The organism is Streptomyces sp. S465 (assembly GCF_026898115.1).
Taxonomy (GTDB): domain Bacteria; phylum Actinomycetota; class Actinomycetes; order Streptomycetales; family Streptomycetaceae; genus Streptomyces; species Streptomyces luomodiensis.
In genome coordinates this window covers 4,985,228-5,010,739 of record NZ_CP114036.1, presented here as the reverse complement: position 1 = coordinate 5,010,739, position 25,512 = coordinate 4,985,228, and the positions used below count along the sequence as shown (strand labels likewise).

The window sequence follows — 25,512 nt, the reverse complement described above, 5'->3', positions numbered from 1 at the left end:
ACTACGCCCCGCCCGCACCCTCTTCCACCGGTTTCGCCGCCTCACCCGTCACCCTCACACCGTGCGTTAAGCACATGGCTGCCCCCGCTTGTCCGCTTCGAACGATTACCGATACTGGCCGTGAAGTATCCCTTCTCACAACGACGTTGCGTATCCCCTACAGGATCATGCCCAACGACTCGCCAGTAAATGTCCTGGACGGCCCTTGTGCTCCAAAGGTCATCTTTACAGCCAAGCGGACTGATCAGTCCCGTATCACCCGAGGCGTCATCCGGAACGACCACCGGCGGGAGCGCGGCGCCGGACATCACCCTCGTCCAGGCATCACCCTCGTAACGAAGTGCCTGGCCCCATGGCCTCAGCCGCCGGTGATGGGTTGAGGTGGGCCGATGACGCCCGCACCTCCCCCCATCGCACCACCCGGCCGCGTCCCGGGCCCCCGACACCGCTCCCTCCGCGGCACCCGCACCGCCCGCTTCCCCGCCTCCCGTCTCCCCACGTCGTTCCTCGTCACCGCCGGTACGGCCGGCCTGGCGCTGCTGCTCGCCGGCTGCGGCCCCGACGACGGCGCGCGGGCGGAACGCGGCGGGCGCACCGACTCCCCCTCCGCCGGGTCCGTCATCACCCCCACCGCGACCGCGCCCGTCCCCCACGGCAAGGGCAGCCGGCTGCCGGATGACGTCAACGGCGACGGCTATCCCGATCTGCGCCTCCCCGTCCCGTCCGGCAAGGGCGGTCTGCCCAGCCGGATCGCCTTCGTCCACGGCTCGTCGCACGGTCTGGATCCCGCCACCCGCACCGTGCTCCGCCACCGGGACCTCGGCCTGCCGTCCCAGGACGTCACCGTCGCGGGCGCGACCGAGGTGGCCACGGCCGACCTCGACGGCGACGGCTACGCCGATGTGACCACCACGGCGGGCGAGGCGCTCGGCGCACGCGAGACCGAGCGCACCCAGGCCACCGTCCGGACCGTCCCCTACGTCTCCTGGGGCGGCCCCGGCGGCCCCCGCCGGGGCCGCGCCGCCGCCCGTGTCGAGCTGACCGGCCCGGACGACGGGGTGGACGCCCAGCGCCCGACCGTCGGCGACTTCAACGGCGACGGCCACCACGACCTCGCCCTGATCCGCGCGGACCGCCGCTCGCTACTGGTGCTGTACGGACCGTTCAACCGGGCGGGCAAGGCCGCCAGGGCCGTTCCGTACCCGAGTCCACTGGACGGCCACGGAGAGATCGGCGATCTCATCGCCGACACCATCGACGGCCACCGCGCCACCGATCTGGTGGTGCACGCGCTCAACTCCAACGAACAGTCCGGCTCCGCCCTCCTCGTCGCCGGCTCCCACGGTCTCAGCCATAAGGCCCGCACGCTGCGCGAGGGCAACTCGATCACCTTCGGCGACTTCGACGGCGACGGCCGCCGCGACGTCGCGGTCGGCGACAGCGGCACCCGCGACGACGAACCGGGCGGTGAGACGGAGCGGCCGGACATCGGCAAGACGGTGAGCGTCTACCCCAAGGAGGCGGCGGAGACGGCGGGTTCCCCTCCGCGTCCCCTCAAGATCCCCGGAATGTCGGGCGCACTGGCCGCCGCCGACACCGACGGGAACGGCACCGATGAGCTGGCCGTCTCGCTCGGCCGGGGCGGCGTCGAGCTGCTCACCCTCCGGCAGGGCTCCCACGGCGGCCCGATCCGCGTCGCCGAGCGCCACCTGCTGACCCGCACGACACCCGCCGTCGTGGACGGCAAGGCGGTCCGTAAGGACGAGCGGGCGGCCCGGCTCTACGGCGTCGCGGACTTCGATCATGACGGTAAGGACGAGATCGTACTGGCCTGGGGCCGTGGTCTGGCCTTCTCGCGGTACGGCGAACGCCCCGAACGGTGGTGGATCACGGACGGCACCGCGGACAAGACGGCCTTCAGCAGCAAGCCCTTCGCGACGGACGCGAACGCGCACCCGGACACGGACACAGACGCGGACACGGACACGGACGCGGACTAGGAGGCGGCGGCGGAGAGAGGCGAGACACCGGCCACCCCCACCAACCACCGGGGGAAAACCCGACCGGAACCCCCTAGGGGATGTCACAGCTCGGCCGCAATGCCTGGCCCCGCCACGCAGCTCCCGCACCCGGCCCGCTACGACCGGGTACGTTCACATGGTGGCTGGATTCAGGATCGGACGCGGACGGGACTCCCACTCCGCGCAACAGGGGCAGCAGCAGCGACCGCCGCAGCCGCCGTACGGGCAGCACGAGCCGTACGGCGGTCAGCCGCAGCCGCAGTGGCAGCAGCCCGCCTCACAGGGAGAGCCGGAGTACTTCGGCGGCCAGGACCCGCACTACGGCCCCGGGCCCGGGGCCGGGCAGGGTCCCGGCCCCGGCCCGGGAGGCTACGGCCAGGGGCAGAGACCGTACGGACAGGGCGGCGCGTACGCCGACAACAACGCGGGCCATACGCAGCAGTTCAGCATCGGCGAGGCGCCCGACGCGTACGACCCGTACGGCCAGGACCCCGGTTCGTACGACGGCGGCTACGCCGGGCAGACCTACCGCACCGGCTCCTCCACCGCCCCGCCCGCCGGCCCCCGGCTGCCCTGGAAGCAGCTGCTGAGCGGCATCGTGCTGCGCCCGTCGGACACCTTCTGGGCGATGCGGGACTACGCGGTGTGGGGCCCGGCGCTGATCGTGACCTTCATCTACGGTCTGCTGGCGGTCTTCGGCTTCGACGACGCCCGTGAGGACGTCCTCAACGCCCCCATGTCCAACAGCATCCCGTGGGTCCTCACCGCGGGCGTCGCCGTGCTGATCAGCGGGCTGATCCTGGGCGCCGTCACCCACACCCTCGCCCGCCAGCTGGGCGGCAACGGCACCTGGGCACCGACCATCGGCCTGTCGATGCTGATCATGTCGATCTCGGACACGCCGCGGCTGGTGTTCGCGCTCTTCCTGGGCGGGGACAGCTCGCTGGTGAAGGTGCTGGGCTGGGCGACCTGGCTGGCGGCGGGCGCGCTCTTCACCTCGATGGTGAGCAAGTCGCACGACCTGCCGTGGCCGAAGGCGCTGGGCGCCTCGGCGATCCAGCTGATCGCACTGCTGAGCCTGCTGAAGCTGGGCACGCTGTAAGGCCACCACCACCGCAGGCCGAACGACCAAGGGGCCCGCACCAGCGGGCCCCATCTCCAACGCACCACCTCAAACGCGGCATCTCAAGCGCGGCGTCTCAAGCGCGGCATCGACCAAGCCGCCTCAAGCGTCCCGCACCTGCCCCTCCCTGCGCACGACGGGCTGTTCGACACTCCACGGGAAGTTGATCCACCGATCGGTGCGCTGCCAGACGTACTCGCACTTCACCAGCGACTGCGGCTTCTCGTAGATCACCGCGCTGCGCACCTCGGCGACCGTCCCGAGGCAGAAGTCACGGACGAGCTTCAGCGTCTTGCCGGTGTCCGCCACGTCATCGGCGATCAGCACCTTCTTGTCGGAGAAGTCGATCGCGTTGGGCACGGGCGCGAGCATCACGGGCATGTCGAGGGTGGTCCCCACGCCCGTGTAGAACTCGACGTTCACCAAGTGGATGTTCTTGCAGTCCAGCGCGTACGCCAGCCCGCCGGCGACGAAGACCCCACCGCGGGCTATGGAGAGCACGATGTCGGGCTCGTACCCATCGTCGGCGATCTTCTGCGCCAGCTCGCGGACCGCGGCCCCGAACCGCTCGTACGTAAGGTTCTCGCGCTGCTCAGCCACGCCGCTCACACCTTCGTCCGGTGGAAGTTCTGGAACGACCGCGAGGGCGTCGGCCCGCGCTGCCCCTGGTATCGGGACCCGTAACGGGCGGAGCCGTAAGGATGCTCGGCGGGCGAGGTCAGCCGGAACATGCACAGCTGCCCGATCTTCATCCCCGGCCACAGCTTGATCGGCAGCGTCGCGACATTCGACAGCTCGAGCGTGACATGCCCGGAGAACCCCGGGTCGATGAATCCCGCCGTGGAGTGCGTCAGCAGCCCCAGCCGCCCCAGACTCGACTTCCCCTCGAGCCGCGAGGCGATGTCGTCCGGCAGCGACACGACCTCGTACGTCGAGGCCAGCACGAACTCCCCGGGGTGCAGGATGAACGCGTCCTCGCCCTCGGGCTCCACCAGCCGCGTCAGATCGGGCTGCTCCACCGCCGGGTCGATATGCGGGTAGCGGTGGTTCTCGAACACCCGGAAGAACCGGTCCAGCCGCACGTCGATGCTCGACGGCTGCACCATCGCCGAATCGTACGGATCAATCCGCACCCGTCCGGCGTCGATCTCGGCCCGGATGTCCTTGTCTGAGAGAAGCACCCAACGAGGATACGCACACCGGACCCGCCCCCACGGCACAGGCCCGGTCCCACCGGACCGGGCCCGCACCCTGCGACTTCATCGGCTACCGCTCACCGCTTCTCGGCGGCCACCGGCACCGCGTGCCGGAGCCGGGCACAACGCGGGCACCGCAGCAGCCGGCCGGGGCCGATACGGTCGACGGTGAGGTGCTGCATCGGGAACGAGGCAGTGCTGAACACGTGCCCTTCAGCACAGCGGACGACGGTGCGCTCCATGAGTCCCTTCCCCAAGAACGTGGACGACGTGGACGACAAAAGCCACATTAGGGGATCAACCACACCCCACTCCACGCGGCACTCCGGCCTCTCACCGCACCCCCACCGTACGCCCAACTCCCGCACCCCAACAGCCGCTTCTCCCCCACCCGCCCCACCAAAAACCACCCAGAAACCACCCCAAACCACCCCCGACTCCACCCCCATCCCACCCCGCACAACACAAAGACCCCACGACGAATGCGCCGGGGGTCAGCGATGGGGTAAAGTGTCCGACGATACGGCGCCAGAGATCAGGGCGCCCCTCGCGGGTGTAGTTTAATGGTAGAACATGAGCTTCCCAAGCTCAGAGCGCGGGTTCGATTCCCGTCACCCGCTCCATAGCGAAGGCCCAGGTCAGCGACCTGGGCCTTGTTTGTTGTCTGAACCTCTCTACGCCTCCCGTGCCCGTTGCGCGCCCGATCAGGTGCGGGGGAGGCCGGCCAGTCTCCTCGCAGCCGACGTTCAACTCTGTAGTGCACTCGTTTGCCATACCAGCGCCGCTGGCAGGCACCATCAGGCATGCTGGAGCCATGAGCAGGTATGCAGCGGCGAAGCCGTACGTACTGCCGGAGTCGCTCGCCGAGCTGGCCGGGCCCACCACCGATGGCGTCACGCTGCCGCGCCACATCGACTGGGGACCGCACTACATCTACGACCTGGCCGACGAGGCGGACTTCCGGCTGATGTACGAGCGCGTCATCCGCGAGGCCCAGACGCGCGACGACCTCAATGCATACCTGCACGCGACATCGCTGCGCCAGGTATGGCACGACCTGTTCCTGCCCCTCCCGGTCAGGGCCGCTTGGGAAGCGCGCTTCCCTGAACTCCGCGAGTCCGGCACGACGACAGCCGCTGCCTAGTGGATGAGCTGCACCGCGAGCTGATCCGCATCGGGCTGGACGCGCTCGCCAAGGACTACGGATACGCACTCGCGGGCGGCTACGCCGTCCAGGCTCACCACATCGTCAACCGAGTCAGCGACGACGTGGACCTCTTCGCACCCTTCGAGAGGGCGAGCCACGAGATGAGCCAGGCCGCGGAGCGGATTACTGCTGCCTACGAAGCGCCGGGTATACCGTCGAGCAGGTCCATCTGACATCCACATACACCAGGTTGAACGTCACTGACCCAGCCTCGGGCACACAGAGCAAGGTGGAGCTTGTCGCCGAGTTCCTCCATCGCGCACCAGTCGAATCCGACCTCGGCCCGGTACTCCACCGCGACGACGTCGCCGCAGGCAAGACCAGCGCACTGTTCACCCGAGCCGAGGTCCGCGACGCCATCGACGTCGCGGGGCTGTTGAAGGTCGGCTACACCCGCGAACAGCTCATGGAACTTGCCGCCCAGAACGACGCCGGCTTCGACCGTCGCATGTTCGCCGATTCCCTCGGTCGTATCCAGCGGTATACCGACAAGCAGTTCGCCGCCTACGACGTCACCCCTGAGGAAGCCGCGGCGATTCGCGACACCCTCGCGGACTGGCAGCAGCAACTGCTCTGAACGGTCATCGCCAGCACGATGGTCAATCGGCCACGCTTGTTACGCACCCGGGCCGTCACCAGCAGCACCGAGCCACGAGGCTTCGGTCACGAGCCGCCGGCGGACGGTGACTGGAAACTCTTCGCTCGTGCGCTGAGCGCGGCAGTCGTGTACGAGTGACCGGAGTTACCGCCGTGCCAGGTCCGCGCCGGAATCCCTCGTCTCTCCGCCCGGGTGGGCGCACCGGCCCAGCACGGGTCGACAACTCCGCTCGGTCGTCTTCCCCAACGCCCCCGGCCATCACGGCTTCCCGGGTCGACTCGCTCACGCCCGCCGCGCGCGGCCCGGTCCCGGCACTGCCTCGGGCTTCCGCCGACCCGACGTCTGCCCCCCACCCCCATGCCTGACCCCCGGCGCATGACGTCCGATGCCTGCCGTCCGATGCGATGGCTTACCGATCTCATACCTGATAACGTTCTCGTTGTTGAGAGCAATCGGGCTTGGCGGGTGGCCGCCATGTCCGGGTGGCGGCGCTTCTTCCTCGTGCAGCGAGCACCGGCGCTCAACAGCGTTCACTGTCCATCGCGCCACCAGTACTCACCGCAAGGAGCGTCCCCTGATGACATCGGCTCAGCGTTCGTCCCGCACGAAGACCCGGATCGCCTCCCGCCTCGTGGCGACGGCGCTCGTGACCGGGTTGGCCGGTCTCGCCGTCGCGGTGCCCGCGGCTTCGGCCGCATCCCCCGGTGCGGCGTCCGCCTCGGGCCGGGCCGCGTTGCAGAAGGATGTGGACGCGATCCTCGGAACCGGCTCGGTCGGCGTGGTCGCCCGGTCGACCGGGCCCCGCGGTCAGCACTCGGCCACCGCCGGGGTGGCCGACACCGCCACGCGGCAGCCCGCGCGGGCCGGGGACCGTTTCCGGATCGGCAGCGCCACCAAGACGTTCGTCTCCACGGTGATACTCCAGCTCGTCGGCGAGGGCCGGATCTCGCTGGACGACACCGTGGACCACTGGCTGCCGGGAGCGGTGTCCGGCAACGGCAACGACGGCCACGACATCACCGTGCGGCAGCTGCTGCAACACACCAGCGGACTCTACGACTTCACCGCGGACTTCCCGGAGATGACCACCGCGGACGGCTTCCAGGCCGACCGGTACACCACCTGGACCCCCGAGCAGCTCGTGGCGATCGCCATGCGGCACAAGCCGAACTTCGCGCCCGGCGCCGGCTGGGGATACTCCAACACCAATTACGTCCTGGCCGGAATGATCATCGAGAAGGCGACCGGACGCAGCTGGCAGCAGGAGGTGACCCGGCGGATCATCCACCCGCTCGGCCTGCGGCAGACCTCCGCCCCGGACACCGAGTCGTGGATCGCCGGCACTCACCTGCACGGTTACTCGAGCTTCTACGGCACCGGTACGACGATGGACGTCACCGCCCTCAACCCCACGGCGGCCGGCTCGGCCGGAGCCATGATCAGTACCACCGCCGACCTGTCCCGCTTCTACTCGGCACTCCTGGGCGGCCGGCTGCTGCGCCCGGCCCAGCTGGCCGAGATGAAGACCACCGTGCGGGCCGAGGGGCTGGACGCGGTGTGGCCCGGTGCGCGCTATGGGCTCGGGCTCCAGGAGGTCCCGCTGTCCTGCGGCGGGTCCTACTACACCCACGGCGGGGACATCCCCGGATTCTCCACCCGGGACGGCATCAGCGCCGACGGCCGCCGGGTCGTCGTGGTGGCGACGACCGGCGACTCCGCGCCCGATCAGTCCACCGAGAAGGCCAAGAACGCCCTCGTCGACCGGGAGCTCTGCGCCACCAGCGGTAGGTGAGGAGCCGGAAGAAGAAAGGAAGCGGTGCCGCCGGGCTGGTCGCCTGAAGCGTGTGCGTGTGCGTGTGCAGGTGATGTGCGTGGCGGCGCCCACCCGCTCCGGCCCGGGTGTCGGACGGGTTCAGTCGGGCTGGTGGCGGGGGCCTCGGCGGGTTTGGGCCAGCCACTCGGGCGCCGGCTCGGGGTCGCCGTACGCGTCGTGCCAGTTCCACCATTCGTACGGTGCCGTCTGGGGATAGCCCTCGGGCGAGTCCTCCCAGGTCTCCTGCCGCCCGAGCGCGGTCATGTCGAGGTAGCTCCAGGTGTTCCCCAGCGCCTCGTCGCCGCGGGCGTTGATGAAATAGGTGCGGAACACCCTGTCGCCGTCGCGGATGAACGCGTTCGTGCCGTGCCATTCGTCCACGTCGAAGTCGGCGTCGAAGTCGTCGGTGATCGTGTACCAGGGCATGGTCCAGCCCATCCGGGCCTTCACCCGCTCGATCTCCGGCTGCGGCGCGCGCGAGGCGAAGACGAGGGTGGTGTCGCGGGCGTGCAGGTGAGCGAGGTCGCCCACGTGGTCGGCGACCATGGAACAACCGCGGCACGCGTGGTCGGGCCAGCCGAATACGGCGGGCTCGAAGAAGGCGCGGTAGACGATCAGCTGGCGACGGCCCGCGAACAGGTCGAGCAGACTCGCCTTGCCCTCGGGCCCGTCGAACTCGTACGCCTTCTCCACCGCCACCCATGGCATCCGCCGGCGTTTGGCGGCCAGTGCGTCGCGGGCGCGGGTCAGCCGCTTCTCCTCCACCAGCAGCCGCTCGCGCGCGGCCTCCCACTCTTGCGGCGAGACGATCGGGGGTGTCTTCATGGCGACGTTCACCTTCCAATGCGGTCCCAGCTCATGCGCTGGGCCAGGAGTGTGAGCGGACGCTGCTCGGCAGGCCCTGCGTCCAGGGTCGGCCGACATCGGTGCCGGCGCACGCCGTAAGGCGAGAAATCAAACGTGTGATCGAACCTCCCCGCGGCGACTCCGGCAAACGCCCGCGGCGCTTCCGGATGGTTCCGGAAGCGCCGCTGCGGTGCGATGCCTTCTCTGCGTCAGCGCGTCATCACGTCAGCGCGCCGCGCGTGCCTACTTGCCGGTGCCGACGGGGTCGACCTTGATGGAGGACGTGGTCTCGTCGGTGACGGGGACGTTGATGCTGACGGACAGGGACGTGGAGTGGGTCTCGTTGGGCGGGGTGACCACGAGGGTGGTGAAGGTCTCGCCACTGCCGCCGGAGTCGTTCGGCGGGTAGTGGAGGGTGAAGCGGGTCTCCTCGTTGGGCGCCACGCTGACCTTCGGCGCGTCGAGGGTGCTGCGGGTGGCGCTGACGGTGCCGTTCTTGCTCTTGAGGTCGACGCCGGGGAAGCCCTGGAGGGTGCAGGCGGCGGAGCCGGTGTTCTTGAGGTTGACGATCAGATCGCCCTCGCCCATCCCATGGGAGCTGCTGAACGCGAGCTGGGAGGTCTTGCAGGAGCCCGAACCGCCGGAGGTGTCGCTGCCGCCGCTGGAGTCCGAGGAGCCGGCGGAATCCGAGTCCGAGGAACCCGAGGTGCCCGAGGTGCCCGAGTCGGAGGATCCCGAGTCCGAGGCGCTGGCCGAGGCGGAGGAACTCGTGCCCTCGCCGGCGTCCGCGTTGTCCTGGCACGCGGTCAGCCCGAACGCGGCGACGGCGACCACCGCGCCGGCGGCGACCTTGCGCAGGTGACGGAGTGTGATGCGACGTGACATGTGTTCCCCTGTTGTCGTGGGCGTTTGTCCCCGTCCTGGGGCCGTGACAACAAGACTGTCCGGCCGCGCTGACGATCTGCTGCCACCCTACTAACGCGTCTCTAATGGGCTGGCAGCGCCCTGACCTCGCGAATTGAGTGAATCGGGGGGAAGGGGGAGCTACAGGTGGGTGCACCGGGGGCATCGCCGCTGGGCCGCGCTCAGGGCCGGGGCGGCACGGGTGGTTCCAACTGTTGGCGTGCGTAGGTGAGTTACTCAGCGTCGTACCGCGCGTCTTTCCTCTTTGCCTGACGGGTATGCAGGAGGCTCGCTTCCCCAATGCTGTTGGGAGGCTCGTGACGGGCCTGCCGTCGTCACCTCTTGGACGGCCGCTGACGCGGGACTCGGGAGTGGTTTAACCGATGGCGTCAGTGGCAACCTGCTCGATGCGCGCATGCGACGTCGCTCGCGTAGGCACCGGCAGGTTGGCGAAACAGCCTCCGGTGCCGCTTTTGCATCTACATACGCCCTACGTGCTCGAAAGTGCGTTGGTGGCGTTGGTGGCGTTGCCCATGAAGCCCTGGAAGGGGTCACCACAGGCAGGAGTACGAGCTGATGAGCACCGTCCCTGGTCATGCCCGCACCGTCGGCGCGGTCGGCCCGGCCACCGCGCACAGGGGGAAGAGACGGAGGGGGCGCGACGCGTCGAGGCGTGAGACGCGGCTGGCGGCCGAGGTCGCTCAGCTGGCTGAGGAAACCGCTCAGCTCAGGGAGGCGATGGCGAGCCGCCCTGTGATCGACCAGGCCCGGGGCATGGTGATGGCCATGGTGCCGTGCCCGGCCGAGACGGCGTGGGAGGTGCTGGTGGAAACCTCACAGCACACCAACACCAAGCTGCGTGACGTCGCGACCCAGCTCGTGGCCACGACCGAGCGCCGCCGCCTGGCGCCGGAGGTGGAGAAGGCCATGGCGGCCGCGTTCCGCCGCCACCGTTCCGGTTCGGCGTAGTCGTAGACGGTCTCCATCCGAGACGGTCTCCGTCTGAGACGCCTCCACTTGAGACTGGCCTCCGCCTGAGAGAAGGATCGGTGGGCGAGAGAAAGACCGGTGGGCCGTTCGCCGTGGCGTCCGGCCCACCGGTCTCCCGGAGCGAGTGGGCAGGGGTTATGGCTCCTGCCCACTGCGCCCAGCAACGGCTGGTTCAGCCACCGCCCTGGCCGCGTCCGCTCTCACGGCCGCCCTTCTGGCCGGCCTCCGAGGCGCGCTGCGGGTCGTTGGCGAAGTTGCCACCGCTTTCGTGGCCGCCCTTCTGGCCAGCTTCCGAAGCCCGCTGCGGGTCGTTCGCGAAGTTGCCACCACTCTCGTGACCGCCCCGCTGGCCGGCCTCCGAAGCCCGCTGCGGGTCATTCGCGAAGTTGCCACCACTCTCGTGACCGCCCCGCTGACCGGCCTCCGAAGCCCGCTGCCGGTCATTCGCGAAGTTGCCACCACTCTCGTGGCCACCCCGCTGGCCGGCCTCCGAAGCGCGCTGCGGGTCGTTGGCGAAGTTGCCGGGATTGTCAGCCATCACTGATTCCTCCTCATTCGCGGAGTTTCATGCTGTCCGGGGCAGCGGGTACCCGAGATCCCGGACTTAAACAGGGCACCGCCCCAAGCGGTTTGAACAGTTTGAACTCGAGGTCGCACCGGGGATTGACGGCCCGCTGAGGGGTACCCAGAGCGCCGGAAAGTGTCAGCGCAGGGAGGGACTCCGTGGACGAGCAGAACATCTTTGTGATCGGTCTGGACGAGGCCAATGTGCCCATCCTGGAGAGCGGCCCCGGTGCCCACCGGTACCGGTTCCATCGCCTGCTCACGGTCGAGGATCTACAGGGCGGCGAGGTCTCCGTGGCGGATCTCATCGCGAAGGCGGAGGGTGTTCTGGATGCCTTCGAGGGCAGCGTCGACGCCATCGTCGGCTACTGGGACTTCCCGGTGAGCACGCTCGTGCCGATTCTGAGCGAGCGCTACGGCACGCGCAGCACGAGCCTGGAGTCGGTGGTCAAGTGCGAGCACAAGTACTGGAGTCGGCTGGAGCAGCGGAAGGTGATCGATGAGCATCCGCGGTTCGGCCGGGTCGATCTGGAGGCGCGGGACCCGCGGCCGCCGGAGGGCGTCCGGTTTCCGATGTGGCTCAAGCCGGCCCTGGCGTACTCCTCGGAGCTGGCCTTCTCCGTCAAGGACGAGGAGGAGTTCCGGGCGGCGGTCGCCGAGATCCGCAACGGTATCGGCCGCGTGGGCAGGCCGTTCGACGCCATCCTCGAACGGCTGGACCTCCCGCCCGAGATGGAGGGCGTGGGCGGGCAGGTGTGTCTCGCGGAGGAGGCGCTGAGCGGAGTGCAGGTCGCCGTGGAGGGATACGTCCACCACGGCGAGGTCACCGTCTACGGCGTGCTGGACTCCATCGACTACCCCGACAGCCCGTGCTTTCTGCGCCACCAGTACCCCTCCACGCTGCCCGAGCCGGTGATCCGGCGGCTGCACGACGTCTCCCGGCGGGTCATGCGGCAGATCGGCATGGACGGGGCGACGTTCAGCATCGAGTACTTCTACGACCCGGGCACGGACGAGATCAATCTGCTGGAGATCAACCCCCGGCACTCCCAGTCGCACGCCGAACTCTTCGCCTACGTGGACGGGGTGCCCAACCACCACTGCATGCTCAGCCTGGCTTTCGGCGAGGACCCGGCCCTGCCGCACCGCGCCGGCCCCTACGACATGGCCGCCAAGTGGTACTACCGGTGGTTCGCCGACGGAGTGGTCCACGACACCCCCGTCGAGGAGGAGATCGAGCGCATCGAGCGGGAGATCCCGGGCGTACGGATCGAGGTGGTGCCCGAGGAGGGACAGCGGCTGTCGCAGATGGCGCAGCAGGACAGCTACAGCTTCGAACTGGCCCACATCTTCACCGGCGGGGACAGCGAGGCGGACCTGCGCGAGAAGTACGACCGCTGTGTCGCCGCCCTGAACCGCCTCTTCGACGCCACCGCCCCCGACGGCGGCCTGGAGGAGACGGAGAGGCAGGTCGGCTGAGCCTCGGTCGCCCCGGGCGCGGGTGGTGTGCCAGTGGCGTCCGGGGGCACCCGTGCCACCCGTCTCGCAAGAAAAGTCGCCAGGACGCCAGGACGCCAGGACGCCAGGACGCCAGGACGCCAGGACGCCAGGACGCCAGGACGCCAGGACGCCAGGACGCCAGGACGCCAGGACGCCAGGACGCCAGGAAGGAGCATGTCGGCCCTATGCGCCTCGTGAGCAATCTGCCATGTGCGACGAAGGAAGAGGAAAACGTCACGATCACCATGTCCGACGGCGTTCGCCTGTCGGCCCGCATCTGGCGTCCCACGTCCTCGGACGAGGAGCCGGTGCCGGCGGTGCTGGAGTACATCCCGTACCGCAAACGCGATCTGACCGCCGTACGCGACTCCATCCACCACCCGTACATCGCCGGCCACGGCTACGCCTGCGTCCGCGTCGATCTGCGCGGTACCGGCGAGTCGGAGGGCGTGCTGACGGACGAATACCTGGAGGGGGAGCAGAGCGACGCCGAGGAGATCCTGGCGTGGCTCGCCGAGCAGCCGTGGTGTGACGGCACCACCGGCATGATGGGCATCTCCTGGGGCGCCTTCGCCGCCCTCCAGGTGGCGGCCCGGCGGCCGCCGTCCCTGCGGGCCATCGTGATCGCCTCGTTCACCGACGACCGGTACGCCGATGACATGCACTACATGGGCGGTGCGCTGCTGTCGGACAACCTCGCCGAGGCGGGCACGATGTTCGCGTACGCCACCTGCCCGCCGGACCCGGCGGTGGTCGGTGAGCGCTGGCGCGAGATGTGGCGGGAACGGCTGGAGAACGCCCGCCCCTGGGTGCTGGAGTGGCTGCGCCACCAGCGCCGCGACGACTACTGGCGGCACGCCTCGGTGTGCGAGGACTACCAGGCCGTACGGTGCCCGGTGCTGGCCTCCAGCGGCTGGGCGGACGGCTATTCCAACGCCGTGACCCGGCTGCTCAGCCATCTGGACGTGCCGCGCAAGGGCCTGATCGGCCCCTGGTCGCACAAGTACCCGCACCTGGGCGAGCCCGGCCCCGCCATCGGCTATCTCCAGGAGGTGGTGCGCTGGTGGGACCACTGGCTGAAGGGCGTGGACAACGGCGTCATGGACGGGCCCATGTTGCGGACCTGGATGCAGGACAGCGTGCCGCCCTCCACCGCCTACGAGGAACGGCCCGGCCGCTGGGTGGACGAGCCCCAGTGGCCCTCCCCGAACGTCGAGCCGGTCGCGCACCCGCTCACGCGCCACCGCATCGGAGCCGCCGGTGCCACACCTGACGAACGGGAACGGGAACAGAAACAGCAACAGGAACGGCAACAGGACCCGGACGGCACGGCGCTGACCGTTCAGTCCCCGCTGTCCGTGGGCCAGTTCGCCGGCAAGTGGGCCTCCTACAACGCGCCTCCGGACCTGCCGTACGACCAGCGGGAGGAGGACGGCGGCTCACTGGTGTTCGACACCGAACCGCTCACCGAGCGGGTGGAGATCCTCGGTTCCCCCTCCGTCGAACTGGAACTGTCGGTCAGCGAACCGGTGGCCATGGTCGCCGCCCGGCTGTCCGACGTGGCTCCGGACGGCCGCGCCACCCGCGTCACCTACGGGCTGCTCAACCTCACCCACCGCGAGTCCATCGGCACCCCCGAACCCCTGGAGCCCGGCCGGCGCTACCGCGCCCGCGTGCACCTCAACGGCGTGGCGCAGGCGTTCCCGCCCGGCCACCGCATCCGGCTGTCGCTGTCCACGTCGTACTGGCCGCTCGCCTGGCCCCCGCCCAGGCCGGTCCTGCTGAGCGTGTACGAGGGCGCCAGCACCCTCACCCTGCCGCTGCGCCGGGCGCCGTCGGGCGAGGACGGGCCCCAGCGTCCGTTCGGCGAACCCGAGGGCGCGGCCCCCATCGCCACCACCCGGCTCACGCCTCCCGAGGAACGCTGGGACGTCAAGCGCGACCTGGTCGGCTACCGGTCCGAGCTGGAGATCGTCAAGGACGCGGGCACCCAGCGCTTCGAGGACATCGGGCTGGACGTCGGCCGCCGGGCCTACGAGCGCTACACCGCCGTCGCGGACGACTTCACCTCGGTGGGCGGCGAGTCCACCTGGACCATGCGCTTCCACCGCGACGACTGGGAGACGCGGGTGGTGACGAGCACGGTGCTGCGGTCCAGCGAGACCGAGTTCTTCATCGACGCCACGCTGGACGGCTACGAGGGCGACCGGCGGGTGTTCTCCCGCAGCTGGAACGAGACGCTGCCCCGGGACTGTCTGTAACCGCCCACCGCGACGCCCGAACGGTCCGGAAGTGCTCCGAAAACTTTCGCTGCGACGGATTGAAGATTGATCTTCGTAGTCGGGATTTCAGCGATCAGCGCCGAATTCGATCAGCAAGAAAGGCGCATGAACAGCGGTTATTCATCCTCAAGTGATCAGTGACCACGACAGACTTTCCGTAATCCTTGCGGAAACCGTTGACACTCCACAGGGGCGGTCCAACACTGTCGGCATCACCGGTCCTTCACGAGGAGGAAGCATGCACCGGGACAACACCCCCGCACACCCGATCAGCCGCCGAGGCTTACTCGGCCGGGCCGGCGCCTTGACGCTGGTCACCGCCGGGATGACGCTGCCCGGCATCGGAGCCGCCAACGCCGACACCACGATCACCACGAATCAGACCGGCACCAACAACGGCTTCTACTACTCGTTCTGGACCGACGGCGGTGGATCGGTCTCCATGACCCTGGCGTCCGGTGGCAGCTACCGGACCTCGTGGACCAACTGCGGGAACTTCGTCTGCGGCAAGGGCTGGAGCAACGGCGGCCGCAGGAGCGTGCAGTACTCGGGCAGCTTCAACCCGTCCGGCAACGGATATCTCGCCCTCTATGGGTGGACCTCAAATCCACTGGTGGAGTACTACATCGTCGACAACTGGGGCACATACCGGCCCACCGGCACGTACAAGGGCGCGGTCAGCAGTGACGGCGGTACGTACGACATCTACCAGACCACGCGCTACAACGCCCCCTCGGTCGAAGGCACGCGAACGTTCAACCAGTACTGGAGTGTCCGGCAGTCGAAGAAAACGGGCGGAACCATCACCACGGGCAATCACTTCGACGCTTGGGCCCGCTCCGGAATGAACCTGGGCAGTTTCGTGTACTACATGATCCTCGCCACCGAGGGATACCAGAGCAGTGGGAACTCCAGCCTCACAGTGAGTGGATGAACATCCCGCCCCTCCCGTCCCACCGCCATTGAAGCCCCGGGCCGACAGCCCGGGGCTTCTTGCCGCGCGGGCCGGGCGCCCCCCGCACACAGACCCCCCCCCGCGCAAGGTTTCCGCAAGGGTCCGGCAAGCCTTCTGTCCGCCGGGCCGGGCAGAGGACCGACGCGAGACCCAGACAAGTCCACATCGGAAATCATCCGGAATCCGCATGAGATCGAACCGGGGGGCGCCATGTCGGCGTTGAACACGATCACAGAGGCTCCGCTGGACGAGCCCCGTCAGTGGCTCACACTGGTGGGGCGCAAGAAAGTGCTGGCCGTCGTCCACACCATCACCTACGCGAAGCGACTTCTCGATGTCCTGTCGCTCCTGGCAGCCGACTTCCGGCTCCAGGTGGCGTTCACCGCACCGCCCCATGTCTTCGGGGACGAAGTGCCGCGTTTCCTCCAGGAGTTGGGCAGCCCCGTGCTGCCCTGGGCGGAGGCCACCCGCATGACCTTCGACCTCGCCGTGGCGGCCGGGCCGCGTGGGGTGGAGCAGGTGCGGGCACCGCTGATCACCATGCCGCACGGCGCCAACTACCTCAAACGCCTGCCCGGAGCGCCGGACGCGGGCGTGGCGGGGCTGCGCAGGCGCGACCTCATGCCCGGCGGCAAGCCGCCGGCCGCCGTGGTGGTGCCGCACCACGCCGATCTGCGGGAGCTGGGCCGTCACTGCCCCGAGGCGCTCCAGCTGGCGCATGTGGTGGGCGACCCCGCGCACGACCGGATCGCCGCGAGCCTGTCGCGGCGCGCCGCGTACCGCCGTGCGCTGGGCCTCGCGGACGGGGAACGGCTGGTGCTCGCCGTCTCGACCTGGGGGCCGCACTCGTTCTTCGGCCGGTTCGAGACGATGCTGCCCCGCATGATCGGGGAGCTGCCGTCCGGCCGTTACCGTACGGCCGTCCTCGTCCACCCCAACGTGTGGTCGGGCCATGGACCGTGGCAGGTCAAGGCGTGGTTGGCGTGGTGCGGTCAGCTGGGGGTCAGCGTGGTGCCGCCGGAGGCGGACTGGCGCACCATGCTGATCGCCGCCGACTACATCGTCGGCGACCACGGCTCGGTCACCCTCTACGGAACACTCACCGGAGTGCCGATCCTGCTCACCGGGTCGCCGGAGCCGGAGATCAACCCGGACTCTCCGGCCGCCACGCTCGCCGTCACCGCGCCCGCGCTGTCGCCGGCCCATCCGCTCCCCGAGCAACTCGCCTACGCCGCCGCGGAATACCGCCCGGAGGAGTACGCCGCGATCGCCGCGCGCATCACCTCCGAGCCCGGCCGTTTCCACCGCAACATGCGGCGGCTGATGTACCGCCTGATGGGGCTGGGCCAGCCCGCCCACGAGCCGCGGGCGCTGCCGCTGCCGGATCCGCCGTCGCTGCGGACGTGGACGTCCGATCCGTCGCCGTGGGCATGCGCGTCCGGACGTGGCGCGTCCGACCGTGGCGAGGCGTCGGCATGACCTGCCCGGCCTGGTGTTTCGTCACCGTGGAGTGGCGGGAGGAGGCCCCGCCGGAGCCCACACCGGCTCCGTCCCTGTGCCTGGGGACGGGCCGGGCGACCGGCGGAGGCGTCCTGCTGGCCCGCCCCGGACGCGCGGCCGCCCCGCGGGCGCCCGTCCTCGACGAGCATCTGACGGTGGACGCCGACGCCCGCCCCGGCACCCGCTGGCTGGACTGCGCCGACGTCCTGCGCGGAAGCCGCCCGCGTCCGGCCGCCGAGGCGGTGCGATGGCTGGCGGACGTCAGGTCGTCCCGACCAGGCTGCCGGCTGGCCGCCGTGCCACTGGCCGAGGGCGGCTGGGCGGCGGCCGCCGGTACGGAGCCGGGCGTCGTCGTTCTGCCGTGCGGGGTGCCTGCGGAGCAATGGCTTTTCGTGTCCTGCCTGCACGCCTGGCTGGTGGCGGGGCTCCCGCTGAGCGGGCTGCTGGATGGGCTGGAGGGACTGGATGGGCCGGAGGCGCTGGAGGGCCCGGCGTCGCTGAAGAGCCCGGACGCACTGGAGGGACCGGCGGCGCTGAAGAGCCCGGACGCGCTGATGGGTCCGGACACGCTGGCGGAATCAACAGCGCTGAAGGGCCCGGACGCACTGGCGGAACCAGCAGCGCTGAAGGGCCCGGACGCACTGGCGGAACCAGCAGCACTGAAGGGCCCGGAAGCGCTGAAGGGCCCGGAAGCGCTGAAGGGCCCGGCGGCGCTGGAGGGACCGACGGCGCTGAAGGGACCGACGGCGCTGGAGGCGGAAGCGCTCGCGGAACCGGCGTCCCTGAAGGGTCCGGCCGCGCGCCCGTGGGTCAGGTTCCGGCCGGCGCGTCCCTGAGCCGCCGTGCGTCGGAGGGGCTGGTGACCTCGAACAGCGCGAGCGCCCGAGCGCGGAAGTCGCGTGCCGCCGCGTCGTCCCCGCGTTCCCGCGCGCTGTCCGAGAGCATTTCGAGGGCACGGGCCCGCCAGTGAGCGGCGCCGGAGGAGGTGAACACCGCGAGCGCCTCCTCCATCGCCGCCACCCCCGCCGTGTGCTCGCCGGCGCGCGCACGGGCACGGCCCAGGAAGACCAGGGCGCGGGCGGCGTCATGGGGGTCCCGTACGGCCAGGAGGCCGGCCCGAGCCTGTGTGAAGTACTCGACGGCCAGGCCGGGATCGTCCTGGGCGAGTGCGATCTCGCCGAGGACGATCCTGGTGAGGGCCACACCGCGCGGATATCCGCACGAGTCCCACAGGTCGATGGCCTGATGGAGGTACGGGACGGCCTGGGCCGTCCGCCCGGCCGTGCGGTGGCAGGTCCCCAGGCCCAGGAGCGCCTGCCCCTCGTCCCGTACATCGCCCGCCTCGCGCGCCGCCCGGAGGGACCGCGCGTACCACTCGGCCGCCTCGTCGACGCGGTCGGCGGCGCTCAGCCCGATGGCACCGGAATTGAGCATCTGGCGCTCGGCCTCGGTGTTCCCGTCTTCGCGCGCCGCCTCCAGGCCGAGCTCATGGGCCTCGATCCACAGGTCGTAGTAGCGCAGCCGGAGGAAGAGCGGCCACATGGCGTCCACCAACTGCCAGGCCATGGCGTGCCATGCGCGGGCGGCGGCGGCACGGACCACCGCCATCAGGTTCGTCCGGTGGGCATCGAGCCAGTCGAGCGCGCTCGGGTCGTCGGTGAACGGCACGGGCAGCCCGGACGGGTGGACCACATCCCTGGGGAGGACGAACTGTGCGGGCGTGAGCCGTTTCTCGGCTTCGGTGGCGGTCTCCAGATACCAGTCGCAGACCCGCCGCAGGGCCTCCTCACGGGCCTCGGGGCTGTCCTCCGCGGCGGCCGCGCCCCGGGCGTGGATCTGGACCAGGTCGTGGAACCGGCAGGTGTCCGGACCGATGTCCTCCATCAGGCTGGCCTCGACGAGCTCGTCCAGCCGGGCTTCGGCCCACGTCAGGGATTCGGCGCAGGCCGCGGCGGCGACTCGCGCGTCGAAGGTCCGCAAGGGCAGTGGTCCGAGTCTGCGGTAGAGGAGGGCGGCGCCCTCGCTCAATACCGTGTACGACGCGTCCAGCGCGTTCCGCACCGTGGCCTCCCCCTCCACTTCCAGCGCGGTCAGACGCTCCGTGTCCCGGGTCAGAGCGTCCGCCAGCGTCTTGACGGACTGTCGTGGCCTGGACGCCAGGCGCGCGGAGGCGACGCAGACGGCGAGCGGCAGTCCCGCGCACAGCGCGACGACCTGGCGCGCGGCGTGGGGCTCCTTCGCGACGCGGTCGTCACCGATCGCACGGCTGAGCAGCTCGGCCCCGGCGGCCGGTGCCAGCGCGTCCAGGTGGTGCATCGCCGCTCCGTCCATGCGGAGGCCGGTCAGCCTGCGGCGGCTGGTCACCACCGTGAGGCCACCCGGGCCCGCGTGCAGCAGCGGACGGACCTGCGCGGCCGTGAACGCGTTGTCCAACATCACCGCGATCCGGGCCTCAGCGGTCCAAGACCGCCACAACGATGCCTTTTCGGCCATATCGGCGGGTACCGAACCGGCACCGAGCGCCCGCAGGAACTGGCTCAGAATCTCGCCGGGGCTCGCCGGGCCGCCGGCCGAGTGCCCCCGCAGGTCGGCGTAGAGCTGCCCGTCGGGGAACTCGGACGCGAGCGAGTGCAGCCACTTGCCCGCCAACGTCGTCTTGCCGACGCCGGCCGGGCCGCTGACCACGATCAGGGTGCGGGACGGCCGGTCCCGCTCCCGTCCGGTGAACAGCGCGTCCAACGCCGCGAGATCCTGGCGACGGCCGGTGAAGTGGGCGGGCACCGGCAGGAGCTGCCGGGGCGGTGGCATCGCGGTGGCCGCCTCGGTGTGTACATGGATGCCGCCGTGCACATCGCGCGCCTGCACGGCTGCGCCATGAATCCGGGCCTGGCCGCCGACCGTGTTGTTATGGGCGTCCTCCGGTGCCTGGCCCATCCGTCCGCCCCCCGGTCAGTCGGTCGCCGCTTGAGTGGATCAGTCCGGTCCTACCCTGAACCGGGCTCCGGCGATGCACCCGGAAAGACCCGAGGACGTGATTCGGCCAGTGCGTCGGACGCGGCGTATAGCGACTCTCCACCGCCCCGTGCCATGCTCGCTGAGAAGGGACCGACCAGCGGGAGGGCGCTGGTGGACATCCACTTACTGGGGCCGGTGGAGCTTCGGCTGGCAGACCGGCGGCTGACGCTCGGATCGGACAAAGAACGGGCCGTCCTCGCCGCTCTGGCGCTGGAGGCGGGCCGCCCCGTCTCCATGGACACGCTCACGGACCGGCTCTGGGACGGCAAGGCCCCACCGCGCGCCCGGGAGAACACGCACACGTACATCTCGCGGGTACGGAAACACCTGCGCCTCGCCGGTACGGGTCCGGGCGCCCCGCGCATCACCAGCCGGGCCCACACCTATGCGCTGGAGGCCGACCCCGAGTCGATCGACCTGAACCGCTTCCAGCACCTGACCGATCTGGCGGGAGCGGTGACGACAGACGGCGACGACGAGAGCATCGTGGACCTTCTCACCCGCGCCGAGCGCCTCTGGCAAGGGGAGGCCCTCGCCGGACTTCCCGGCACCTGGGCCGGGACCGTGCGCGAGACGCTCGCCGAGCGTCGTCTCCACGCCACCGTCTCCCGCATCGCCGCCCTGCACCGGCTCGGCCGTTTCGCGGACTCGGTCGGTGAGCTGTCGGCCCTGGTCCGCCACCGCCCCGAGGACGAGACGCTGGCGGGACTGCTGATGCTGGCGTACTACGGCAGCGGGAGGTACACCGACGCGCTGCGGGTGTACCAGCAAGCCCGGCGGCTGCTGATGTCGGAGTTCGGCTCGCACCCGGGCGCCGAACTGGACCGGATACACCGCGGTGTCCTCGACAGGGCACCGGTGGCCGGACTCGTCGGAACCGCCGGGGATCGCGCTGCCGGCAGGGATCGCGCTGCTGACGGGGATCGGGCCGCTGGCAAGGATCGGGCCGCTGACGGGGCGACCACGGGAGAGCGGGCGGCCGCCGGAGAGGAGGCGGCCACCGGAGAGGAGGCGGCCACCGGAGAGGAGGCGGCCACCGGAGAGGGAGCGTCTTCCGCGCCCCCTCCCGGGCCCCACCCCGCCGCCCAGCCCCCTCCGCCACGGAACCTGCCGTACCAGCCCCCGCTCGTCGGCAGGCGCTCCGAGCTCGACGTCCTGATGGCCGCCATCAGCGCCGAGTCGCACGAGGGGCCGGTCCTGACGCTGGAGACGGTCAGCGGCATGGCGGGTGTCGGTAAGACGGCGGTCGCCGTCCACACGGCCCGTACGCTCGCGCCCAGGTACCCGGACGGGCAGGTGTTCCTCGATCTGAGGGGCCACTCACCGGCCCAGGAACCGCTGGATCCGAGCGCGGCCCTCGCGACGCTCCTGCGGATGTTCGGCGCGCCCGCCGGCACCATACCCGTCCGGAGGGACGAGTTGATCGCCCAGTGGCGGACCACCATCGCCGACCGCCGAGCCGTGATCGTGCTGGACGACGCGGCCGGCCCCGATCAGGTGTCACCGCTCCTGCCCGGCAACTCGCCGTCCCTGACCATCGTCACCAGCCGCCGCCATCTGACCGGGCTCCCCCATGCGGTTCCGCTTCCCCTGGACGTCCTGCCGACCGATGACGCGATCAGCCTCTTCCGTAGTTTCGCGGGTGCGGCACGGACCCAGGACATCACGGAGACCACCCGCATCGTGCGGCTGTGCGGGCATTTACCGCTCGCCATCGAACTCGTGGCCAATCGGTTCCGGTCCCGCCCCTCCTGGAGCCTGACCACCCTGGGCGAGCGGCTGGCGCGCGGCCCCGGTCCCCTGGGGGAGATCCGCAACGCCGACGGGGAGATGGTGCGCGCCTTCGCCCTGAGCTATCGGGCCCTCGACACCGCGCAACGCACGACGTTCCGCCGCCTGGGACTGCACCCGGGGCCCGACTTCACCGCTGAGTCGGCCGCCGCGCTGCTCGATCTTCCCCCGAAGGACACCGAACGTCTGATCGAGTCATTATTGGAGTGCCATCTCCTTCGGGAACCGACCCCGGAACGCTACCGCTACCACGACCTTTTGGGCGAATACGCCCGGATGCTCTCCCTTGCGGAAGACAGCGAGCAGGAGCGCGCAGCGGCCCTGGAGCGACTCGTCGCCTTCTACCTGCTGGGCGCGGAGCAGGCCAATCGCCTGGCGTATCCGCGCAGGATCCGCCTCCCCGGAGACGACACCGACCGGCCCCCGGCCCCCTCCGCCCCTCGGAACGCCGACGAGGCCCGCGCCTGGTTCACCGCCGAACGCGGCAACCTCCTGGCCGCCGAGCGCCACGCCCGCATGCACGGCTCCCCGCGCTCCGCGGCCCTTCTCGCCCACGCCCTGGCCGGTTTCCTGGACGCCGAGTGTCACTGGCGGGACGCCGCCGACATCCTCGAGCACGCCGCCGGACACTGGGCACGCACCGGCGACCAACAGGCTCTGAGCCACGCGCTGCTCTGCCTCAGCTCCAACCACGCCAATACGGGCCGCTACGCACAAGCCGTGGAGGCGGGCGAACGGGCTCTGGAGATCGCACGGGCCACGGGCCATCACGAGGCGGAGGCGGAGGGCTATCGGATTCTGGGAGTGCTGCGCTGGCACCTGGGCGAGAACGAGACGGCCGTGGCACTGCACCGGAAAGCGCTCGCGATCGCGATGACGACGGGGAGCGTCTGGGACCAGGCCAAGTGCCGCAACAACATTGCCATCTCCCTGCTCGCTCTCGGAGAACTGGATCGCGCGCGCGACCACTTCCAGAACGCGATATCCGGTTTCCGGTCCGCAGGTGACCAGTCGGGCCTTATCAGGACGCTCAACAATTTGGGCGACCTGTATGCGCGCAAAGGAGACTACGCACAAGCCCGGAAGACCTTCGAGGAATTGCTCCCCCTGACCGAGTCCACGGGAAATCTCTACGCCCAGGCGATGGTGCGCACCAACTTGGCCGCGAATCTCGCCGAAACCGGCGAAAGCAGCCGCGCCCTGGCATTGCACCAGCAGGCCTTGGTGGACTTTCGCCTGCTGGGCGATAGAAAGAGTCAGGCGACAGCATACAACGGGCTCGGGGAAGCGCACTTGAAGGAGCACTCCGTCGAGGCATCCGTGGAGAACCATCTGAAGGCGCTCGACATCGCCCGCGACATCGGAACGACCCAGGAGATCACGCGTGCGCTCCGCGGCCTCGGAAAGGCCGAACTCGCCGGTGGCCGGCTCGATGACGCGGCCGAGCACTTGGCGGCGGCCGTAGCGACCGCGGCGAGGGTCAACGCCCTCGACGAGAAGGCGAGGGCGGAAGCGATCCTCGCCGAGGTACGACTGGCGACGGGGGATACGGCGGCTGCCAGGGACCTGCTGAGGAGAGCACTCTCCGCGCTATGTGCATGGGACGAACAGGAAACGAGCAGACTGCACATACTCCTGAGCAGAATCGATCGAGAAGGCACAGGCCAAGCGACCGCCGAGTAACTTATTATCGAATCGCTTGGCGGCCTGTACACATCAAGTGACTCGCACATCTGTCTATCGATTTCGCGTTTGCCTGTGGTCATCAAGAACGCTAGCCTCAGCGCTGTTCGATCTTCACTTGCGCCACCACCAGCACATTCGCGAGGACCAGTGCACAGCATTAAGCGCCGTATCGGCTTGCTCGTGGCAGGAACGTTTCTTGTAGGCGCTTTCGTCGCCTTCGCCTGCATGCCGACCTTGTACATCCCGTCAGGGAATTCTGGCGCCGGAGGCGGCACCCAAGCCGCCGCACCCGCTACCTGACGGGCGTCCGCCCCAGCGGACCAGGATCGCTGATCCGCCACGAGCATCAGGCCCAGGTCACCGACCTGGGCCTTGCCGTTGCCGAAAACCCCGCGCCGCGGTGGCGGCCGCGTCGTTAGGATCCGGCGCATGGCCACAGCCGATCATGCAGCCGTCAATGTCCTTACGGGCTACCGGCCGAAGACCACCGCGGAATGCGTCGCTGTGAAGCGGGTGCGCGCCCTCATGGAGGGTGAGCCCGGTACCCCCTGGCACCGGTCGAGCCCCCTCCACATCACCGCCTCCGCACTGATCGTGCACCCCGACAGCGGCCGTGTGCTGTTGCGTTGGCACCAGCGTCATCAGGCGTGGCTGCTGGTCGGCGGACATGCCGACCCGGGAGAGCACGATCCGCTGGCCATCGCCCTGCGGGAGGGGCGGGAGGAGACGGGGCTGCCCGACCTGGCGCCGTGGCCGGACGCGGAGGTACGGCACCTGGTGATCGTGCCGGTCCCCGCGAACAGCCGGGAGCCGGCGCATGAACACGCCGACATCCGTTTCGTGCTGGCCACCAGCGTCCCCGAGGCGGTACGGCCGGAGAACCCGGACGCGCCGCTGCGCTGGCTGACGCCCGACGAGGCGCGGATGGCGATCACCGAGGCCAACATCCTGGACACCCTGTCCCGGGTGGAGCCCCTGCTCGTGCGCTGACCCTCGGCAGTCCTGGTCCCGGGTGATCCCGGGGCCTGGATGGTCCCAGGTGGTCCCAGGTGGCCCTGGGTGGTCCCGGGTCATGCCTCCGGGGCGCATGCCTGGGCGACGGCGAGGCTGTCCTCGTACACGTGGTGCCGGGTGACGAGACCGTTCGCGAACGTCAGGTGCAGGGCGAACCGCGCACGATAGGCGCGTCCGGTGGACCGGGCGGTCTGGCGGATCTCGCCCAGCACGACCGCGTCGTCGCCGTCGACCAGGACGCGCTCGACCTCGGTGGCCGCCTGCTCGGGCACATGGTGGCGGGCCAGCTCCCGGAAGTGGGCGGCCACGTCCGCGCGGGTGGACCGGTGGCGGATCCACGGGGTGGCGGCGCGGCCGTGCTCGGCCTTCGGCCAGTCCAGCTTCCAGGCGACGCGCTCCGCGTACCGCTCGGCGATGCGCTCGGGGTCGCCCTCACCGATGCGGCGCAGCAGCTCCGCCACCAAGGTGCGGGTCGTCGCGGGTGCGGCCAAGGACATGGTGATCCCTC

Annotated in this window: 22 protein-coding genes and 1 tRNA gene; 15 read left to right on the top strand and 8 right to left on the bottom strand. The window is 70.1% G+C overall.

The window, feature by feature from the left end:
• Nucleotides 1–389: 389 nt before the first annotated feature.
• Nucleotides 390–2,000 carry a VCBS repeat-containing protein gene (locus N6H00_RS21160; RefSeq protein WP_268973376.1) on the top strand — a complete coding sequence of 537 codons (1,611 nt, stop codon included), beginning with the start codon at nucleotides 390–392 and terminating at the stop codon, nucleotides 1,998–2,000.
• 157 nt (nucleotides 2,001–2,157) lie between these two features.
• Entirely contained in the window at nucleotides 2,158–3,123 is a 966-nt protein-coding gene (locus tag N6H00_RS21155; protein WP_268973375.1) for a Yip1 family protein, read from the top strand.
• A 123-nt stretch (nucleotides 3,124–3,246) separates the two neighbouring features.
• Here N6H00_RS21155 and N6H00_RS21150 read toward each other — a convergent pair whose 3' ends face one another.
• The 3 genes from N6H00_RS21150 to N6H00_RS21140 all read right to left on the bottom strand — a co-directional run bounded on the left by N6H00_RS21150 (nucleotide 3,247) and on the right by N6H00_RS21140 (nucleotide 4,582).
• Nucleotides 3,247–3,744, bottom strand: coding sequence for a phosphoribosyltransferase (locus N6H00_RS21150; protein WP_268973374.1), 498 nt, complete (start codon nucleotides 3,742–3,744; stop codon nucleotides 3,247–3,249).
• A 5-nt stretch (nucleotides 3,745–3,749) separates the two neighbouring features.
• Nucleotides 3,750–4,325 (bottom strand): dCTP deaminase, encoded by a 576-nt coding sequence (gene dcd, locus N6H00_RS21145; RefSeq protein WP_268973373.1) that lies wholly within the window; start codon nucleotides 4,323–4,325, stop codon nucleotides 3,750–3,752.
• A gap of 92 nt (nucleotides 4,326–4,417) precedes the next feature.
• On the bottom strand, nucleotides 4,418–4,582 hold the full coding sequence (locus tag N6H00_RS21140) for a hypothetical protein (protein ID WP_173669861.1): 165 nt from the start codon (nucleotides 4,580–4,582) through the stop codon (nucleotides 4,418–4,420).
• Between the two features lie 307 nt (nucleotides 4,583–4,889).
• On the opposite strand from N6H00_RS21140, the gene N6H00_RS21135 reads away from it, so the two are divergent.
• The 5 genes from N6H00_RS21135 to N6H00_RS21115 all read left to right on the top strand — a co-directional run bounded on the left by N6H00_RS21135 (nucleotide 4,890) and on the right by N6H00_RS21115 (nucleotide 7,937).
• Nucleotides 4,890–4,963, top strand: a tRNA-Gly gene (locus N6H00_RS21135).
• Between the two features lie 191 nt (nucleotides 4,964–5,154).
• A complete protein-coding gene (locus N6H00_RS21130; RefSeq protein WP_268973371.1) occupies nucleotides 5,155–5,484 on the top strand; it encodes a hypothetical protein in 330 nt (109 codons plus the stop codon).
• On the top strand, nucleotides 5,484–5,720 hold the full coding sequence (locus N6H00_RS21125; protein WP_268973370.1) for a hypothetical protein: 237 nt from the start codon (nucleotides 5,484–5,486) through the stop codon (nucleotides 5,718–5,720). Before N6H00_RS21130 ends, N6H00_RS21125 begins: the two co-directional genes overlap by 1 nt.
• A 56-nt stretch (nucleotides 5,721–5,776) precedes the next feature.
• A complete protein-coding gene (locus N6H00_RS21120) occupies nucleotides 5,777–6,124 on the top strand; it encodes a nucleotidyl transferase AbiEii/AbiGii toxin family protein (RefSeq protein ID WP_268973369.1) in 348 nt (115 codons plus the stop codon).
• 598 nt (nucleotides 6,125–6,722) lie between these two features.
• Nucleotides 6,723–7,937, top strand: coding sequence for a serine hydrolase domain-containing protein (locus N6H00_RS21115; protein ID WP_268973368.1), 1,215 nt, complete (start codon nucleotides 6,723–6,725; stop codon nucleotides 7,935–7,937).
• A 120-nt stretch (nucleotides 7,938–8,057) separates the two neighbouring features.
• Here N6H00_RS21115 and N6H00_RS21110 read toward each other — a convergent pair whose 3' ends face one another.
• Together N6H00_RS21110 and N6H00_RS21105 are read right to left on the bottom strand one after the other, a co-directional pair.
• Entirely contained in the window at nucleotides 8,058–8,783 is a 726-nt protein-coding gene (locus N6H00_RS21110; protein WP_268973367.1) for a DUF899 domain-containing protein, read from the bottom strand.
• Nucleotides 8,784–9,047: 264 nt separating this feature from the next.
• Nucleotides 9,048–9,689 carry a DUF4232 domain-containing protein gene (locus tag N6H00_RS21105; protein ID WP_268973366.1) on the bottom strand — a complete coding sequence of 214 codons (642 nt, stop codon included), beginning with the start codon at nucleotides 9,687–9,689 and terminating at the stop codon, nucleotides 9,048–9,050.
• 594 nt (nucleotides 9,690–10,283) lie between these two features.
• On the opposite strand from N6H00_RS21105, the gene N6H00_RS21100 reads away from it, so the two are divergent.
• Nucleotides 10,284–10,676 carry an ANTAR domain-containing protein gene (locus N6H00_RS21100; protein ID WP_268973365.1) on the top strand — a complete coding sequence of 131 codons (393 nt, stop codon included), beginning with the start codon at nucleotides 10,284–10,286 and terminating at the stop codon, nucleotides 10,674–10,676.
• A 193-nt stretch (nucleotides 10,677–10,869) separates the two neighbouring features.
• Here N6H00_RS21100 and N6H00_RS40565 read toward each other — a convergent pair whose 3' ends face one another.
• The gene (locus tag N6H00_RS40565) at nucleotides 10,870–11,235 is read right to left on the bottom strand and encodes a general stress protein (RefSeq protein WP_443072996.1); all 366 of its coding nucleotides are present in this window, start codon (nucleotides 11,233–11,235) and stop codon (nucleotides 10,870–10,872) included.
• Between the two features lie 185 nt (nucleotides 11,236–11,420).
• Between N6H00_RS40565 and N6H00_RS21085 the strand changes: the two genes are divergently transcribed.
• The 5 genes from N6H00_RS21085 (at nucleotide 11,421) to N6H00_RS21065 (ending at nucleotide 18,334) form a co-directional block, all read left to right on the top strand.
• Nucleotides 11,421–12,740: an ATP-grasp domain-containing protein gene (locus N6H00_RS21085; RefSeq protein ID WP_268973364.1), complete on the top strand. Its 1,320-nt coding sequence runs from the start codon at nucleotides 11,421–11,423 to the stop codon at nucleotides 12,738–12,740.
• Nucleotides 12,741–12,946: 206 nt separating this feature from the next.
• The gene (locus tag N6H00_RS21080; RefSeq protein WP_268973363.1) at nucleotides 12,947–15,022 is read left to right on the top strand and encodes a CocE/NonD family hydrolase; all 2,076 of its coding nucleotides are present in this window, start codon (nucleotides 12,947–12,949) and stop codon (nucleotides 15,020–15,022) included.
• 259 nt (nucleotides 15,023–15,281) lie between these two features.
• On the top strand, nucleotides 15,282–15,977 hold the full coding sequence (locus N6H00_RS21075; protein ID WP_268973362.1) for a glycoside hydrolase family 11 protein: 696 nt from the start codon (nucleotides 15,282–15,284) through the stop codon (nucleotides 15,975–15,977).
• Nucleotides 15,978–16,208: 231 nt separating this feature from the next.
• A complete protein-coding gene (locus tag N6H00_RS21070) occupies nucleotides 16,209–17,477 on the top strand; it encodes a hypothetical protein (RefSeq protein WP_268973361.1) in 1,269 nt (422 codons plus the stop codon).
• Nucleotides 17,474–18,334, top strand: coding sequence for a hypothetical protein (locus N6H00_RS21065; RefSeq protein ID WP_268973360.1), 861 nt, complete (start codon nucleotides 17,474–17,476; stop codon nucleotides 18,332–18,334). The genes N6H00_RS21070 and N6H00_RS21065 overlap by 4 nt, the downstream gene beginning before the upstream one ends.
• Here N6H00_RS21065 and N6H00_RS21060 read toward each other — a convergent pair.
• Nucleotides 18,309–20,432 (bottom strand): tetratricopeptide repeat protein, encoded by a 2,124-nt coding sequence (locus tag N6H00_RS21060; protein ID WP_268973359.1) that lies wholly within the window; start codon nucleotides 20,430–20,432, stop codon nucleotides 18,309–18,311. The genes N6H00_RS21065 and N6H00_RS21060 overlap by 26 nt on opposite strands.
• Nucleotides 20,433–20,585: 153 nt before the next feature.
• On the opposite strand from N6H00_RS21060, the gene N6H00_RS21055 reads away from it, so the two are divergent.
• Together N6H00_RS21055 and N6H00_RS21050 are read left to right on the top strand one after the other, a co-directional pair.
• Complete coding sequence (locus tag N6H00_RS21055) at nucleotides 20,586–23,987, top strand: AfsR/SARP family transcriptional regulator (protein WP_268973358.1); 3,402 nt, start codon at nucleotides 20,586–20,588, stop codon at nucleotides 23,985–23,987.
• A 432-nt stretch (nucleotides 23,988–24,419) separates the two neighbouring features.
• Complete coding sequence (locus N6H00_RS21050) at nucleotides 24,420–24,980, top strand: NUDIX hydrolase (RefSeq protein WP_268973357.1); 561 nt, start codon at nucleotides 24,420–24,422, stop codon at nucleotides 24,978–24,980.
• 80 nt (nucleotides 24,981–25,060) lie between these two features.
• Here the strand turns inward: N6H00_RS21050 and N6H00_RS21045 are convergent, their stop codons facing one another.
• Nucleotides 25,061–25,501: a nuclear transport factor 2 family protein gene (locus N6H00_RS21045; protein ID WP_268973356.1), complete on the bottom strand. Its 441-nt coding sequence runs from the start codon at nucleotides 25,499–25,501 to the stop codon at nucleotides 25,061–25,063.
• Nucleotides 25,502–25,512: the final 11 nt, after the last annotated feature.

Excerpts from the sequence above, each read along its gene's own strand:
- N6H00_RS21160 (WP_268973376.1), top strand. The coding sequence starts at position 390 with ATGACGCCCGCACCTCCCCCCATCGCACCACCCGGCCGCGTCCCGGGC.
- N6H00_RS21155 (WP_268973375.1), top strand. The coding sequence starts at position 2,158 with ATGGTGGCTGGATTCAGGATCGGACGCGGACGGGACTCCCACTCCGCG.
- N6H00_RS21140 (WP_173669861.1), bottom strand. The coding sequence starts at position 4,582 with ATGGAGCGCACCGTCGTCCGCTGTGCTGAAGGGCACGTGTTCAGCACT.
- N6H00_RS21130 (WP_268973371.1), top strand. The coding sequence starts at position 5,155 with ATGAGCAGGTATGCAGCGGCGAAGCCGTACGTACTGCCGGAGTCGCTC.
- N6H00_RS21115 (WP_268973368.1), top strand. The coding sequence starts at position 6,723 with ATGACATCGGCTCAGCGTTCGTCCCGCACGAAGACCCGGATCGCCTCC.
- N6H00_RS21110 (WP_268973367.1), bottom strand. The coding sequence starts at position 8,783 with ATGAAGACACCCCCGATCGTCTCGCCGCAAGAGTGGGAGGCCGCGCGC.
- N6H00_RS21105 (WP_268973366.1), bottom strand. The coding sequence starts at position 9,689 with ATGTCACGTCGCATCACACTCCGTCACCTGCGCAAGGTCGCCGCCGGC.
- N6H00_RS21100 (WP_268973365.1), top strand. The coding sequence starts at position 10,284 with ATGAGCACCGTCCCTGGTCATGCCCGCACCGTCGGCGCGGTCGGCCCG.
- N6H00_RS40565 (WP_443072996.1), bottom strand. The coding sequence starts at position 11,235 with ATGGCTGACAATCCCGGCAACTTCGCCAACGACCCGCAGCGCGCTTCG.
- N6H00_RS21080 (WP_268973363.1), top strand. The coding sequence starts at position 12,947 with ATGCGCCTCGTGAGCAATCTGCCATGTGCGACGAAGGAAGAGGAAAAC.
- N6H00_RS21075 (WP_268973362.1), top strand. The coding sequence starts at position 15,282 with ATGCACCGGGACAACACCCCCGCACACCCGATCAGCCGCCGAGGCTTA.
- N6H00_RS21070 (WP_268973361.1), top strand. The coding sequence starts at position 16,209 with ATGTCGGCGTTGAACACGATCACAGAGGCTCCGCTGGACGAGCCCCGT.
- N6H00_RS21065 (WP_268973360.1), top strand. The coding sequence starts at position 17,474 with ATGACCTGCCCGGCCTGGTGTTTCGTCACCGTGGAGTGGCGGGAGGAG.
- N6H00_RS21060 (WP_268973359.1), bottom strand. The coding sequence starts at position 20,432 with ATGGGCCAGGCACCGGAGGACGCCCATAACAACACGGTCGGCGGCCAG.
- N6H00_RS21055 (WP_268973358.1), top strand. The coding sequence starts at position 20,586 with ATGCTCGCTGAGAAGGGACCGACCAGCGGGAGGGCGCTGGTGGACATC.
- N6H00_RS21050 (WP_268973357.1), top strand. The coding sequence starts at position 24,420 with ATGGCCACAGCCGATCATGCAGCCGTCAATGTCCTTACGGGCTACCGG.
- N6H00_RS21045 (WP_268973356.1), bottom strand. The coding sequence starts at position 25,501 with ATGTCCTTGGCCGCACCCGCGACGACCCGCACCTTGGTGGCGGAGCTG.